The organism is Frankia sp. BMG5.60, from assembly GCF_059428125.1.
Window position 1 is genome coordinate 493,701 of record NZ_CM182091.1, and the last position, 15,052, is coordinate 508,752.

General features: G+C 72.6%; 11 protein-coding genes. 5 read left to right on the top strand and 6 right to left on the bottom strand.

Annotated elements, in window-relative coordinates; genetic code table 11:
- Positions 1-196: 196 nt before the first annotated feature.
- Positions 197-2,164 carry an APC family permease gene (locus tag AC5R91_RS02005; RefSeq protein ID WP_495395365.1) on the top strand — a complete coding sequence of 656 codons (1,968 nt, stop codon included), beginning with the start codon at positions 197-199 and terminating at the stop codon, positions 2,162-2,164.
- 15 nt (positions 2,165-2,179) lie between these two features.
- Positions 2,180-2,848, top strand: a complete 669-nt coding sequence (locus AC5R91_RS02010) for a TetR/AcrR family transcriptional regulator (protein WP_495395366.1) — start codon at positions 2,180-2,182, stop codon at positions 2,846-2,848.
- On the opposite strand, the gene AC5R91_RS02015 is transcribed toward AC5R91_RS02010, so the two are convergent.
- On the bottom strand, positions 2,766-3,851 hold the full coding sequence (locus AC5R91_RS02015) for an acetoacetate decarboxylase family protein (protein ID WP_495395367.1): 1,086 nt from the start codon (positions 3,849-3,851) through the stop codon (positions 2,766-2,768). The genes AC5R91_RS02010 and AC5R91_RS02015 overlap by 83 nt on opposite strands.
- 917 nt (positions 3,852-4,768) lie before the next feature.
- Here AC5R91_RS02015 and AC5R91_RS02020 point away from each other — a divergent pair.
- Both AC5R91_RS02020 and AC5R91_RS02025 read left to right on the top strand, forming a co-directional pair.
- On the top strand, positions 4,769-7,186 hold the full coding sequence (locus AC5R91_RS02020; protein ID WP_495395368.1) for a HelD family protein: 2,418 nt from the start codon (positions 4,769-4,771) through the stop codon (positions 7,184-7,186).
- A 64-nt stretch (positions 7,187-7,250) separates the two neighbouring features.
- The gene (locus AC5R91_RS02025; protein WP_495395369.1) at positions 7,251-7,637 is read left to right on the top strand and encodes a DUF2237 family protein; all 387 of its coding nucleotides are present in this window, start codon (positions 7,251-7,253) and stop codon (positions 7,635-7,637) included.
- Between the two features lie 94 nt (positions 7,638-7,731).
- On the opposite strand, the gene AC5R91_RS02030 is transcribed toward AC5R91_RS02025, so the two are convergent.
- On the bottom strand, positions 7,732-8,667 hold the full coding sequence (locus AC5R91_RS02030) for a sulfotransferase family protein (RefSeq protein WP_495395370.1): 936 nt from the start codon (positions 8,665-8,667) through the stop codon (positions 7,732-7,734).
- Between the two features lie 189 nt (positions 8,668-8,856).
- Between AC5R91_RS02030 and AC5R91_RS02035 the strand changes: the two genes are divergently transcribed.
- Positions 8,857-9,783 (top strand): glycoside hydrolase family protein, encoded by a 927-nt coding sequence (locus AC5R91_RS02035; protein ID WP_495395371.1) that lies wholly within the window; start codon positions 8,857-8,859, stop codon positions 9,781-9,783.
- Positions 9,784-9,911: 128 nt separating this feature from the next.
- Here AC5R91_RS02035 and AC5R91_RS02040 read toward each other — a convergent pair whose 3' ends face one another.
- From AC5R91_RS02040 to AC5R91_RS02055, 4 genes are all read right to left on the bottom strand, one after another.
- Positions 9,912-11,126, bottom strand: coding sequence for an ABC transporter substrate-binding protein (locus AC5R91_RS02040; protein ID WP_495395372.1), 1,215 nt, complete (start codon positions 11,124-11,126; stop codon positions 9,912-9,914).
- A 555-nt stretch (positions 11,127-11,681) separates the two neighbouring features.
- Positions 11,682-12,446: a crotonase/enoyl-CoA hydratase family protein gene (locus AC5R91_RS02045; protein WP_011604937.1), complete on the bottom strand. Its 765-nt coding sequence runs from the start codon at positions 12,444-12,446 to the stop codon at positions 11,682-11,684.
- Positions 12,447-12,927: 481 nt separating this feature from the next.
- Positions 12,928-13,896, bottom strand: coding sequence for a hypothetical protein (locus AC5R91_RS02050; RefSeq protein WP_495395373.1), 969 nt, complete (start codon positions 13,894-13,896; stop codon positions 12,928-12,930).
- Positions 13,853-15,037, bottom strand: coding sequence for an AAA family ATPase (locus tag AC5R91_RS02055; protein WP_495395374.1), 1,185 nt, complete (start codon positions 15,035-15,037; stop codon positions 13,853-13,855). Before AC5R91_RS02055 ends, AC5R91_RS02050 begins: the two co-directional genes overlap by 44 nt.
- Positions 15,038-15,052 lie beyond the last annotated feature (15 nt).

The following is a 15,052-nucleotide window of genomic DNA, read 5'->3' on the forward strand; positions in this document are numbered from 1 at the left end:
TATTCGCCGCGAATTTACCCATGGGCTGCTGATATGCCCTCGGCGGTGATGGTTTTCGGGCTCGTTGTTCGAGGGCGGCCACCGGGGCGGCTGGGGTGGCGTCGCAGCGCGCGGGCGAGCCGGGGCCGCGCGTGCCGGCCGGGGGCGCGGGGGAGGATGCTCGCATGCCCCCCTCGGCTGGAAGGTGTTGTGCTCCGTGACCCCGACGACCGAAGCCGAACCGGCGCGGCGGCCGGCCGGCCCGCGGCGCCTGCGGGCATGGCTGCTCGCCGGCACCGAGCAGGCCCAGCAGCACTCCGGCCCGCACGCCCAGCCCGCCGAGGAACACCACCTGCACCCCTGGTGGCGGGTGATGTGCCTGACCGGCGTCGACTACTTCTCCACCCTCGGCTACCAGCCGGGCATCGCCGCGCTCGCCGCCGGCGCCGTCAGCCCGATCGCGACGGCGGTGCTGGTGCTGGTGACCCTCGTCGGCGCGCTGCCCGTCTACCGGCAGGTCGCCCGGGACAGCCCGCACGGCGAGGGGTCCATCGCCATGCTGGAAAAGGAACTGTCCTGGTGGAAGGGCAAGGTCCTCGTCCTGGTGCTGCTCGGCTTCGCCTGCACCGACTTCCTCATCACGATCACCCTGTCCGGCGCCGACGCCACCGCCCACATCCTGGAGAATCCCTACGCGCCGCATGCGCTGGAAGGCCACCAGGTCGCCGTCACCCTCGTGCTGCTCGCCCTGCTCGGCGGCGTGTTCCTGCGCGGGTTCACTGAGGCCGTCGGCATCGCCGTCGTCCTCGTCGTGATCTACCTGAGCCTCAACGCGGTCGTCGTCGTCGACGCGCTGATCAAGATCGCGAGCCATCCGCACCTGTTCAGCGACTGGCACGCGCTGCTGGTCAACGAACATCCCGACCCGCTCGCCCTGATCGGCTTCGCACTCATCGTCTTCCCGAAGCTGGCGCTGGGGCTGTCCGGCTTCGAGACCGGCGTCGCGGTGATGCCGCTGGTCCGCGGCGATCCCGGCGACAGCGAGGCCAACCCGGTCGGCCGCATCCGCGGCGCCCGCAAGCTGCTGACCACCGCGGCGGCGATCATGGCGGTGTTCCTGATCACCAGCAGCCTGAGCACGACGCTGCTCATCCCGGAGAAGGAGTTCGAACCCGGCGGGCCGGCCAACGGGCGTGCCCTGGCCTACCTGGCCCACGAACAGCTCGGCGCCGTCTTCGGCACCGTCTACGACGTCAGCACGATCCTGATCCTGTGGTTCGCCGGCGCCTCGGCCATGGCCGGCCTGCTCAACCTCGTCCCGCGCTACCTGCCCCGTTACGGGATGGCGCCGACGTGGGCTCGCGCCGTGCGACCGCTGGTCATCGTGTTCACGCTCATCGGGTTCCTCGTCACGATCGTCTTCCGGGCCAGCGTCGACAAGCAGGGCGGCGCCTACGCCACCGGCGTGCTCGTCCTGATCACCTCGGCCGCGCTCGCGGTGACGCTGTCCACCCTGCGCCGCGGCCGGCGCCGGCTGGCGGTCGCCTTCGGCGCCATCGCGGTCGTGTTCGTCTACACGACCATCGCGAACATCATCGAACGGCCCGACGGGCTCATCATCGGCTCGATCTTCATCATCGCGATCATCGTCGTGTCGTTCTCCTCCCGGGTGGCGCGCTCGTTCGAGCTGCGCGTCACCGGGGTGCGCCTGGACCCGCTCGCCGAGCGGTGGGTGCGCGAGTCCGCCGAGGCCGGCTCGCTGCACCTGGTCGCCAACGAGCTCGACGCCGGCGACGCCGCCGAGTACGTCGACAAGGTCCGCAAGGCCCGCCAGGAGCTGTTCGTGCCCGACGACGTCCCGCTGCTGTTCCTCGAGGTCAGCATCCCGGACTCCTCCGAGTTCGAAGGCGAGCTCGACGTCTGCGGCGAGGACCGCCACGGCTACCGGATCCTGCGCCTGACCAGCACGTCCGTGCCCAACGCGATCGCCGCGCTGCTGCTGCACCTGCGCGACACCACGGGCATGCGACCGAACGTGTACTTCGAGTGGAGCGAGGGCAACCCGATCGTGAACTTCCTGCGGTTCCTGTTCTTCGGCGCCGGCGAGGTCGCCACCGTCACCCGCGAGGTACTACGCGAGGCCGAACCCGACCCCGACCGCCGCCCCTTCGTCCACGTCGCCTGAGCCCGGGACCCCCGGATGCCGGGCCCGGACGAACCGACAGGGCTGCGCGCGGGCGAGCCGTCCGGGCTACGCGCGCTGCGACGACGACGCATCCATGACGCGCTGTCCGCCGCGGCGATCACGCTGTTCCTCGAACGGGGCTTCGACGACGTCTCCGTCGCCGAGATCGCGGCGGCGGCCGAGGTGTCCAAGCCGACGCTGTTCGCCTACTTCCCCACCAAGGAAGACCTCGTCCTGCACCGCATCCTCGACCACCGCGGCGAGGCGGCCCGCGTGGTGCGCGCGCGGGCTCCCGGCGTGGCCCCGCTGACCGCCGTGGCGGCGCACCTGCTCGCCGGCCTCGACCGGCACGAGCCCGTCACCGGCCTCAACGACCACCCCGAGGTGCTCGCCTTCCACGCCCTGGTGTTTGAGACCCCGAGCCTGCTCGGCCGGGTTGCCCAGTACGCCGGGCAGGACGAGCACGACCTCGGCGACGCGCTCACCGAGGCCGCGCCGCAGGCCGGTGACCTCGCCGCCCGGCTCGCCGCCGCCCAGATCATCGCCGTGCAGCGCGTCCTGGCCCGGGAGAACTGGGCGCGGCTGCGCGCGGGCCAGGACGTCACCACGCGCCATCCGACGGCGGTCGCGGCGACCCGGCGGGCCTTCGACGCCCTGCGCCGCGCCCTGCCCGACTACGCCTGATCCACCCGTCGACCCCACCAAGGTCGTCGACCCCACCGACCCCACTGACCCCACCGACCCCACTGACGCCACCGACGCCACCGAGGTCGGCGAAGTCACCCAGCTCGCCGCGTAGGCGGGCGGTTGTCACGATCAGCAGGGGTCGCCCGGTCATCCCCAACGCGGCCATCCGTTCGGCCATCGGATGACCCCCCAGTTCCACCCGCGCCCGGCCTCGCCCCACGCGGACCCCGCGCAGTCGCACCGGCATCGCCCCGCGCAGCAGGACCCCCGCTCGCGGGCCGTCCGGCACCACGCACCACAGCGGGATACTCACGGGCACCGGGAACGGCACCCGCACGCCACCCGCCTCCAGCCCGGCCCGCAGCACGAACCGCCCGCCCGCACCGCCGCCGCCGTGGTAGCCGCCATGATCGTGCTCGCCGCTGCTCCCGTCGCCGCTGCTCCCGTCGCCGTTGCCCCCTTCGCCGCCGTCCCCTCCGGCGCTGCCCCCTTCGTCGCGGCCCACTCGGTCGCCGTCCGATGCGTCGCCGTCCGATCCGCGGCTCGGGGCCGGCGCGGGGATGTGCCGCGGGACGGCCGGCTCGGTGACGGTGGCGATCGTGACCGACATCGTGTGGTCGGTGAGGTGCACCTCGGCGGACATCAGCCATTTCGGCAGCGACCAGATCGCCCGGCCGGCGTCGCGGGTGAACGCAGCGGTCACCGGCAGGTCGACCAGGTGCAGGCCACGCCGCCCATCCGGGCCCCGCACGGCGACCCCGACCCCCACCTCGTCGTAGCTGCCCAGCACCCACGGCCCGTAGCGGACGACGCCCAGCACCGCGACGGCCCGCCCCGCGACGGTCCACGGGATGAGGCCGGTACCCGCCAGCACCCCACGAACCGCGGCCGGATCGGCCCGGAAGACCGCGACGGCGGCCCGCGCATCCGTGATCGTCACGGGCAGGCTGATCAGCCGGTCCTGGACGCGCCACGTCCCACCCCGCGCTCTGCGCGACATGCCTCCGCCTCCCTCGCCTCGCGTGCCCGCCTGTCTCCTCTGTCTGCTCGCCTCGGGTGCCCGCGTCCCCCGGCACATGTCGCCGCCGTAGCCGCACAGCCCGATCCTCCACCGCCACCCAGTACCCCCGGACGCCTACCGCGCCGCACCGCGCCGTGCCCGCCGCGCCGGCTGCGCCGCACTGCCGTGCGGCCCCGCCGCGCCAGGTGATCCGGAACCCGTCGAGCCGTGGACGTGCATACACGCCGTGGCCATGGACGTCGGGGTCGTCGAGATTGCCGGGTCGTCGGGTCGGGTCGGGTCGGGTCGTCGGGAGTGTCGCGGACGTCGGGTCCGTGCCCGGGGGCGTGGCGCGGTTCCGCGGAACACCGTGATCACCTGGCTCGGGTTTGGCCTGAGGCATTTTCGTACCCCAATGATCACGCGCCGTGTGTAGATCGGCTGGCAGTCGCCCCGGCCGGATGGTGATCAGCGGATGCAGGAGGTTGGGTAACGTGCGCGCGGTCCCCGGCGTCATCAACCTCCTGCAGTTGCCGACGCAACCGAAATGGGCGCCGGCGGGCGCGTCGCTGCCGTGCACCAGTCCCTGATCGTGAACAGCCGCGAGCCTTGGTGTCGCCTCCGGCCGGGGGTCGGTTGTGATCGGCGAGGTGCGCTTCCTGGGTCCGGATCATCGAGGCGTGGAGACAGGCTCACGGGATGATCGTCGAGGGAGGTCGCGTCGGGCGGCGTGGCGCGGGAGAGGTCGCCGCCCTTACGGCCGGCGTTCGTGGCGCCGCCGAGGGTGTCGAGAGTCGCGTAGTCTTTACCGGGTTAAGAAAGGGGTCGTGGTGGGGACTGCGCGTCGGGACGTCGGACGGAACGCCGAGCCAGAGCCCGATGTCGAGGCGAGGAGGTGGGTCGAGGCAGGGACGGCGATGGCGGGCGATGCGGAACCGGCAGGGGAGGCCGCGGCGGCGGACGGAACGGTGGCCGCCGTACATGCGGCGGCCACGGGGCGTGCCGATACCGGGGGGCGTGCCGAGGTCGAGGGGCGGGCCGAGCTGGAGGCTGAGCGGGACTACCTGCGGCGGGGTCGCGCGGCGCTGGCGGGGATGCGGGCCGAGGCCGAGGGCACGCAGGTCGCCGGCGGCGACCCGGTCGACGACAAGGTGACGATCGAGTTCCTGCGGATCGCCAGGAAGCGTCGGATCGCCGGTCTCGCCGACGGCGAGGGGACAGCCCCGCTGTTCTTCGCGCGCCTCGACTACGCCCGTGAGGCCCGTGAAGCCCGCGGCGCCTCCGAAGCCCCCGGCGTCCCGGAAGCCCGCGGCGTCCCCGAAGCCCCCGGCGCCTCCGACCCGCAGGGAGCTTCCGGGGCACTCCACGCCGCCGAGCCCGCGGGGCGGCGGTTCTACCTGGGGCGCCGGCACGTGCGCGAGTCGGCCGGCGACGACCCGCTGGTCGTCGACTGGCGCACCGACGTCGCCCGGCCGTTCTACCGGGCTCACCGGGGCGACCCGATGGGCGTGCTGCGGCGGCGACGTTTCGGCTACGACGGTCCCGAGCTGACCGCCTTCGAGGACGAGCCACTCGGCGGCCCCGGATCGGCCCCCGGTGATGCGACCACCGGTGCATCGGTGCCGCCGGGCGGCGCGCCGGCCGCCGGGGGGCTGGCGGCCGGGGGGCTGCTCGAACGGGAGATCGAGCGGCCGCGGTCCGGTCCGATGCGCGACATCGTCGCCACGATCCAGCCCGAGCAGGACGAGATCGTCCGCGCCGACCTGGCGGTGAGCGTGTGCGTCCAGGGGGCGCCGGGGACCGGTAAGACCGCCGTCGGTCTGCACCGCGCCGCCTACCTGCTGTTCACCCACCGCGAGCGGCTAGCCCGGGCGGGGGTGCTCGTCGTCGGGCCGAACCGGGCCTTCCTCGGCTACATCGCCGCCGTTCTGCCGACCCTCGGCGAGTTCACCGTCCGGCACAGCACGCTCGACGAGCTCGTCGACACCGTCGCCGTGCGTGGGGTGGACGGCGTCGAGGCGGCGACGCTCAAGGGCGACGCCCGCCTGGCCACCGTGGTGCGCCGGGCGTTGCACGACGGGCTGCGCCCGCCGGACGGGCCGGTGCGGGTGGCCACCTCGGTCGGGCGGTGGACGGTGGGGGAGGAGGAGTTCGCCGGCCTGTTCGCCGACGCCGCCGCCGCGCTGCGCGCCGGCACGATTCGCTATGCTGCGGCCCGCGACCGGCTCGCCACCCGGCTCGCCGCCGCCGTGCGCCGGCGCGCCGAGGCCGGCGGGCACTTCCTCACCGACGGCGCGCTGCGCACCCTCGCCCGCGGCCGTGCGGTCGGCGACGCCGTCGAGGCGGTCTGGCCGAAGGCGGACGCGCCCGCCCTGGTGCGCCGCCTGCTCACCGACGCCGCACTGCTTACCCGCGCCGCCGACGGCGTGCTCGACCCGGCCGAGCAGCGGATCCTGCTCGCCGCCGCACCGCCGGGCGGGGTGCGCACCCCGCGCTGGTCGCCCGCGGACGCGTTCTGCATCGACGAGGCCCGCGACCTCATCGACGGCACCCCCGGCGTCGGCCACCTGATCGTCGACGAGGCCCAGGACCTCTCTCCGATGCAGTGCCGCGCGCTCGCCCGGCGCTGCGTCGACGGCTCGCTCACCGTCCTCGGCGACCTCGCCCAGGGCACCACCCCGTGGGCGGCCACGTCGTGGCACGCGCAGCTCACCCACCTCGGCCGGCCCGGCGCGCACCTGGAGGTGCTCACCCGCGGCTACCGCGTCCCCGCCCAGATCATCGCCTTCGCCGGCCGCCTGCTCGCCCACATCTCCGCCGAGCTCACCGCGCCCACCTCCGCGCGCACCGCACCCGGCGCGCTCGCCATCCTGGCCGCCGACACCGCCGACACCGCCGACACCGACACCGACGCCGACCACGTGGCCGCCATCGTCACCGATCAGGTCGCCGCCGCGCTCGGCCGCGCCGGCTCGCTGGCGGTCGTCGCCGCGGACGCCGACGTCGCCGCCCTCGCCGCGGCGCTGGCCGGCGCCGGCCTGGGCGTCGACGTGCTCGGCGCCGACGACACGCCGTCGCGGGCCTGCCTGGTACCCGCGTCGCTGGCCAAGGGCCTGGAGTTCGACCATGTCATCGTCGCGGAGCCGGCGTCGATCGTCGCGGGGGAGATCCACCCCCGTCTCGGCCTGCGCCGCCTGTACGTGGTGCTCACCCGCGCGGTCAGCGAGCTGACCGTCGTGCACGCCCGGCCGCTGCCCCGCGAGCTGCGCGACCCCGTCCAGGCCACTGCCGTCGCGCCGGCCGGAGCGAACGTGCCGGTCGTCACCGCCGGATGACCGGCCCGATCTGGCCAGACCCCGTGTGACCATCGGGCGCGTGGGAGAAAATGAGCGGGTGGCAGTGGAGCGCAACGTTCTCGGTGGCGAGCTCGAACCGTGCGGCACCGATCCGGTGACCGGCTTCTACCGCGACGGGTGCTGCAGCACCGGTCCGGAGGATCTTGGCAGCCACACCGTGTGCGCGGTGGTGACCGCCGACTTCCTGCGTCATCAACGTCAGGTCGGCAACGACCTGTCGACGCCCCGGCCGGAGTACTCCTTCCCCGGCCTGCGCCCCGGTGACCGCTGGTGCGTCGTCGCCGTCCGCTGGTTGCAGGCCTACGACGCCGGGGTCGCCGCCCCGGTCGTGCTCGCCTCGACCCACGAGCGGGCCCTGGAGGTCATCCCGCTGGAGGCGCTGCGCGCCCACGCCGTCGACGTCCCCGCGGACCCGCGCTCGCTGAGCTGATCCCGCGACCGCCGGGCCGATCCCGCGACCGGGCCGATCCCGCGACCGGGCCGATCCCGCGACCGCCGGGCTGATCTCGTCCGGGCCGGGGCGGTCAGTCGATCACCTCGGGTTCGAGGCCGACGGTGAGCCAGTCGCGGTAGACCAGCCCGGTGAGCTCCTCCAGCCGGGCGATGTCGTCGACGAAGTACGGCAGCACCGCGCGCCGCTGCTCGGGGGTCAGCTTCGGCCGGCCGCGCTTCTGCCGCTGCAGAGCCGCCAGCAGCGGGCCGCGCACCGCGTGGCGCACCGGCACGGGGAAGTGGTGGCCGATGCGCCCCCCGGTGCGCAGCGCCGCCCGCAGCGCCGCGTTCACCGGGGTGTCGGCGACGAACGGGGTGACGTTCTCCGACGGCACCAGGCCGACCAGTCCGGTGGAGACGCCGAGGAACTCGCAGACCCGGTCCAGCGTCGCCACGGGGGAGTCGCGCAGGTCCCGGTAGCGCAGCAGCAGCACCTGGTCACGGGAGAACAGGCCGAACAGGTGGGCGAGCTGCTCGCCGTAGCGACCGAGGGAGACGTAGTGCCAGAACTGCGCCCAGCCGGCGTCGCGGCGCTGCTCCTCCAGCGCGCAGGCACGGACGAAGTCACGTTCGCTCTCCAGCCCCGCCGCCCACAGATGCGTCCAGTTCGAGTGGGCGCGGTCGACCGGGTTACGCAGCAGGACGATGATCCGCACCTTCGGCAGCAGCCGGCGGATCCGGTTCTGCGCGTCGAGGTCGTAGAGGTAGAACGGGGTCGCCTCGCCGGCGAGCGTCCCGGCGGGCGCCGGGTCGAACAGCGCCTCGTAGTCCCGGCGGCGCCACACGTGCTCCTGGTAGGTCTGGGCGTCGCCGGGGCCCCCGCGGGCCGGCGGCGGACCCTCGGACAGGAAGAACTTCGGCTCCTTCACCTGGGGCAGGAACAACTCCGGATGCCGCGACAGCGCGGCGTGTAGCGCCGTCGTGCCGGCCTTGGGCACGCCGAGCACGAGGAAGTCGGGAAGGGCCATCGCCGGTCGCTCCTCCAGGGACGGGGATCGGGGTCGGCCGATCCGGGCACGGGGCGGCGCCGGTCGGTGGCCATGCGCGGGCATAGCCGGGTAACTCGACCGGTGAAATCAGGATGGTAGCCGCGCACCGCCCCCGCCGGGGTCCGCTTGCCGCACGGCCCCCGGCAGGCGAAACGGTAGGGTTGCGGCGTGGCAATCAGCCAGCAGCACACGGCGTCCCAGACCGTTCCCCTACCCGGCCGGCAGCCCGCGACCACCGTCGCCGCCTCCCCCGGGTCGGGCCCGGGCTTCTGGGCCGGCGCGCCCAGCGCGGTGCTCGCCGACGGCGTGTTCTACCTGGCCTACCGCCTGCGCCGCCCGGTCGGCTCCGGCCGCGGCTACGGCCTGGTGATCGCCCGCTCCACCGACGGGGAGACCTTCACCGAGATCGCCGAGGTCCCGCGCGACCCGTTCGGCGCGGAGAGCCTGGAGCGGCCCGCCCTGGTGGCGACCCCGCAGGGTTCGTGGCGGCTCTACGTGAGCTGCGCGACCCCGGACAGCCCGCACTGGTGGGTGGACCTGCTCGAGGCCGACTCCCCGGCCGACTTCGACCCGCGGCGCCGGCGCACCGTGCTGCCCGGCGACCCGGCCACCCTCGCCGTGAAGGACCCGGTCGTGGCCCTGCTCGACGGCCAGTGGCAGCTCTGGGCGTCCTGCCATCCCCTCGACGACGCGGCGGCCACCGACCGGATGGACAGCCGGCACGCCACCAGCCCCGACGGCGTGCACTGGAGCTGGACCGGGACGGCGCTCGCCCCCCGTCCGGGCCACTGGGACGCCCGCGGCGTGCGGATCAGCGCCGTGCTCACCGGCGGCACCCAGCCGGTGGCCTACTACGACGGGCGGGCGAGCGCCGCGCAGAACTGGGCCGAGCGCACCGGCCTCGCCGTCGGCATCACTCCCGACCGCTTCCACGCCGTCGGCACCGAGCCGGTCGCGTTCTCCCCGGACGGCGACGGCGCGCTGCGCTACGTCAGCGTCGTGCCCCTGCCCGACGGCTCTCACCGGCTGTACTACGAGGCCGCCCGCCCCGACGGCAGCCACGAGCTGCGCACCGAGCTGCACCCGGCACCCTGAGTCCCGAGACCCTGTGAGCCCAGAGACCCTGTGAGTCCCCAGACGCCGCTCGGCTCGTACCGTGCGTGCCGGTCGTCCCGGGGGCGGACGCTGTAGCCGCCACCCCCGGGACGCGGGTCAGGGTCGGGTCAGGAGGTGATCTCTTTGCCGCAGAGCTGCTCCTTGACGACGTCGAACGCGGTGCCGGCGTCGTTGACCTGCACGAAGGCGTAGCAGGTGGTCTGGCGGCCCTGGCCGTGGGCGATGTCGATGGGCTGGATGAGGCCCTCGGCGTCGTAGTTCGTCACCGCGCGCAGCCCGTCGATGAAGCCCTGCCGGGTCGGGCAGTCGCCGGCCTCCTCCAGCCCGCGGATGAACATGTCCGTCTGGATGTAGGACATCAGCGGGATGTCCTGCTGTGGCTGGTCGATCTGCGGCGCGTACTGGTTCATGGCGTCGACGTAGGCGGCGGTCGCCGGTCCGCCGGACTCGAACGGGCGGTAGAACAGCGGCACCGTCACCCCCGCCATCGCGGCGCCGTACTGCTTGAGCAGCCCGGCGTCGTACCCGTTGAGGGCCATGACGACCTTGGGTGCGTGCCCGCTGGCGCGCAGCTGCGCGAGAACCTGGACGAGGGCGTCGGTGTCGGTGATGGCCAGCAGGGTGTCGGCGCCGCTGTCGACGACGCGCTGGGCGATCGTCGTCGGGTTGTCGGCACCCGGGGTGTAGCTGACGGTCCCGCCGTCGCTGACGCCGGCCGCCGTCATGCTCTGCACGAGCTTGGTGCCCACGTCGGAGACGCCGCCGGACAGCGCCGTCTGCAGCAGCACCGACCGGCTGCCCCCGCGGGACTTCACGAACGTGCCGTAGGTGTCCACGGCGGCGCCGGTGGTGTAGGAGAACGAGAACATGTTGCGGTACTTCGACCAGACGCCCTCGGCGGCCAGCCCCGTGACGGGGACGCCCTGGTCGTTGAGGTACTGGGCGCTGCCGCTGGCCGCGATCGTGGACTCGATGAGGCCGAAGACCTGCTGGTGCTCGACGAGGTCACGCGCCGCGATTGCGTTCGTCGCCGGCGTGCCCCGGTCGTCCCGCCAGTCGTAGACGATCTTCCGGCCGTTGACGCCGCCCTTGGCGTTGATCGCGCCGAGCCGGGCGTCGATGCCGGCGCGGGCCGCCTGCAATGGCCCCGACACCGCGCCGGTGTCCGGGTACACGACGCCGATGCGGATCGCGTCCTTGGTCACCCCGGGTGCGTCGCAGTCGCCGGCGGCGCCCGCCGCGCCGCTGGCGCAACCCGTGGCGGTGGCCGCAGTCAGGGTGAGCGCGGCGGTCGCGAGACGTAACTGGACGTGGCGGCGCATAAGCAGCGAACCCCTCGGTGGCTGACGGTGGACGATCGGCGAGGACGGGCGACGATCAGCGAACGGTGCACGCGGACTCCGATCTCGTCGGCAGCAGAGTGCGCCTGGCCGGAACCACGACTGCGATGTTCACCGCCTGTGACAACAGGCACGTGCCCGAGGAGCGGACATTACCGTAAAATGTCCACACCCGAGCACAATACCGAGCACACCTTTGTGGGGTTATGCCTGGTAGGCCTAGGTGTCCGCCAGCAACTGCGCGTAATGTCCAGCGGGCGCAGCGTCCCCGCCTGCGGGCGCGATCGGCTCCACCGTGGTGACTCAAGGCAGCCGTGCAAGCCGCCCCGCCGCCGCTCGGCTCGCCGCCGACTCGGCTCGCCGTCGGCGTGGGTGCGTCGCCGCACTCTCGCCGCCGCCGGCGGCCCGGCCGCCGTCCGCCGGCCTGCGTCGGCGCCGGCTCGGCTCCGTCGTCCGCACGTGCGCGGCGGCCGCGCGGAGTGAGGAAGTGTCCGCCCGCGGCCGCCGCGCGCCGTCAGTTCCCTCGCCGGGCGAGGGTCACTCGCCGCGCCAGACCGGCGCCCGCTTCTCGGCGAACGCCAACGCGCCCTCCTTGGCGTCCGCGGAGGCGAACACCGGATTCATGATCTCCGCCTGGCGGTCGAACGCCTCGTCGGCCGGCCAGGAGGACGCCGACGCGAGGATCTCCTTGGTCGCGGCGACGGCCAGCGGGCCGTTCGCCGCGATCCGGGCGGCGAGCGCCCGGGCGCCGGCCAGCGCCTCGCCGACCGGGGTCAGCACGTTGACCAGGCCGTAGCGGTGGGCGTCGACGGCGGAGAGCTGGTCGCCGGTCAGCGCCAGTTCCATGGCGACCTGGTAGGGGATGCGCTTGGGCAGGCGCAGCAGGCCGCCGGCGCCGGCGACGAGGCTCCGCTTGACCTCCGGGATGCCGAAGGCGGCGTTCTCGGCGGCGACGACCAGGTCGCAGGCCAGCACGACCTCGCACCCACCGGCCAGGGCGAAGCCCTCGACCGCGGCGATGATCGGCTTACGCGGCGGTGTCAGCGTGATGCCGGCCAGGCCTCGGCCCTCGATGGCGACGTTCTCGCCCCGCAGGAACGCCTTGAGGTCCATCCCCGAGCAGAACGTGCCGCCGGCGCCCGTGATGATCGCCACGGTCAGGTCCTTGCGGGACTCGAACTCGTCGAGGGCGGCGGCGACTCCCTCGGACACGGCGCGGTTCACGGCGTTGCGCGCCTGCGGGCGGTTGATCGTGATGACGGTGACCCCGTCGGCGTGTTCGACCAGAACTTCGTCGGACATTCGTGCTCCCTTGTTGACGGACAGTAAGCCACGTGCGCCCGCGCCGCCGCATACGGGTGATCTCGCCGCGGACGTGGCTGTATTCGCGCAATACCCGGTGGCCGAACGCTACCGCTGTCGCGCCGCAGAGGAGAGTTCTCGCCCACGCCACCGCCCTCGTCCCCGTCCGGGGACGGTCGTCGTCGTGGCGGCAGCCGTGTCTGGTCTCACTGCGGGGAACTGTGCGTGTCCCGGTAGTCCCGCACCGTGGTCGACGGCGGCCGCGGGTGCCGCCGGGCATGGCGGGCCACCCGGAGTGGCGGAGGAGCCCGTCGCCATGACCGCCCATGCGTTCTGGCGGCTCTACCTGGAACTGGCCAACAGCCCTCTGCTGCGCAACGTCGACCCGAACACCGTCGTCGACATCCTCGACTGACCGCCCATCGCAGCCCCCGGGCTGCCCCCAGGGCATTCCTGCGAATGCGTACCGAGCGGAGCGAATTTAGTCGCTGTCGATGACAACGGCCGCCGTGTCAATCACGCTATGGCTCACGCCGGCCCCTGTCTGGAATGCTCGCTCGAGGACGATCAGTTGCTTTTGGCGAAGCTCGATGAACCCGATGTAGTCGCGTTCGTCGAGCGCCCTCACAGCCTCTCGGGTCACGCCGTGCGATTTCAGGATCTGCCAGTCGCCCTGCCCAGCCACCTCCAGCAGCCAGGGACGCAGGGAACCGGTGCGGGTCGCATTCGGCCGGATCATTCGGTTCGCGGGGTTGCCGGCAACCTGTTTGGGTGGATCGGGGATGATGTAGCCGATGGCTCCTGGGCCGAGCCGGGCGATCTCGCGCCACGGCTCGGTCATTTCCACCCCGTCTGCTGCTCGGGGCCGAAGGGAGAGCATGACCAGCAGCAGCGACTTCGCGCGTGCGCTGCGCAGATCGAACGAGGCAGGATACGGCTGGGCGCGGGCATGCATATCAAAGTTCACAAGCCTGGTCGGCGCGGGATTGGCAGCGAGGCTTCTACGGAATTCGACAACGAGCGAGTTGACGCGGGACGTGCTGGCAGACCCGAACCAGCCCGAGAACGACGACACCCAAAACCACCGGTGCAGAAACTCCTCCTGGTCGGCGGTGGGCTCCGGCTGGGCATGGAAGAAGGCGCTGAGCAGGACCACCTGCATGGAGTAGGGCAGCAGTCTGCTCGTTGACACTCCCACCTTGTCCAGGAAATCGACTGTCCGGTCGAGGCTCGCTGCGGTCGACACGATGCTGCCTTGCAGGCCCCGTTGCAGCTCACGGCGCCGCCCATCCCGAAAGCGGGTCCAGTCGGTGCGATAGATATCTTCCCCGAGGTTGGCGAGAAGGGCACGAAGGATGGTCGTCCGATCGATGCCCTCGAAGCCGCGCTCGGTAAAGAAACGATCACTAGGTCCCCCGGTTGTCGATGCGTGCCAGCCTGGCGCGGACAATGGCCTCGGCCTCCGCGACGTCCTCCTCGAAGACACCGTCCGGCCAGTTCGGGGCCATGCCCATCGCATCGACCGTGACCTCGTCCACGCGGAAATCCGAGCCAACGTAGTGCAGAGCAAGGTCGTCCGAGGATAGGCCCCCGTCCGCGATGCGGCGGCGGAGCCTCAGAATGAGGTTCTCGGAGTGGGTCTCGACGATCAGTTGTGTGTTCCGGGCGCAGGTAAGCAGCAGTTCCGCGACGGCTCCATGCGCAGAGGGGTGCAGATGCGCCTCTGGCTCCTCGACTATGACGAGGCGCGGCCGGACAAGGCCCTCCCGGATGGCGATGAGCAGGGTCGCCACCGGCAGGAGGGACTGAGTGCCGCGCCCCGCATGGGTAAGGTTGACGCCGACTCCACCATGGGCAGGATTGGACAGGAGCCGGAAGGCGAACGTTCCGTGGTCGACCACCGGCTCCGGGTCGCCGAGAGCCTCGCGGAACCAGCGGCCGACCTGTTCCCGAAGATCATCGTGCCGGGCCAGCAGGAAAGGGGCTTCGGCGGCGGTCCACGCCGTTGCGTCCCTGGTCGGATAGATCTCCTCGATGGCGGGACGAGTGCTCGGGATGTGAACGAGGCTCGGCAAGATCTGTGCCAGGTATGCCGTCCGCTCCGCCAGCTTGTTCCGCGCATCCTTCGGCAGGTGACGGCGAATCTGGTCCGCCATCGATGCCGTGGCTGCGGCCTGCCCGAGATCGAACGGCGTGACGTCGCCGTCGAGGTCGAGCTCGGCGAGCACAGCTCGGGAACGTTTCCCACTTGTTGACAGATACTGCATCGAAGCACCGAAGCGTTGGGATTCGCCCCAGCCGAGGCTGATACGAATCCGCGGGTGCGGCTGGTCGCCGGTGGCGAGCTGCCTGAAGGACGTCCCGAACCGGACGCCGTGCGCGCCGAGCGCATAGTAGTCGTCCGTTGCGGTCAGTGAGGCGAGGGCGAACGGCGGAAGCCGAACGAGGGTTGTCTTGCCGCTGTTGTTGCGCCCGAAGACAACGGTCAGCCGGCGCAGTCCCAAGGACGTGGGCGCCGCGAAGCCCCGGTAGCCCTCACACTCGACGGTGGCCAGGTCGGATGATCTCTGCGCCTCGGAACCGATTGTCACATCTGCCTCCTTCGC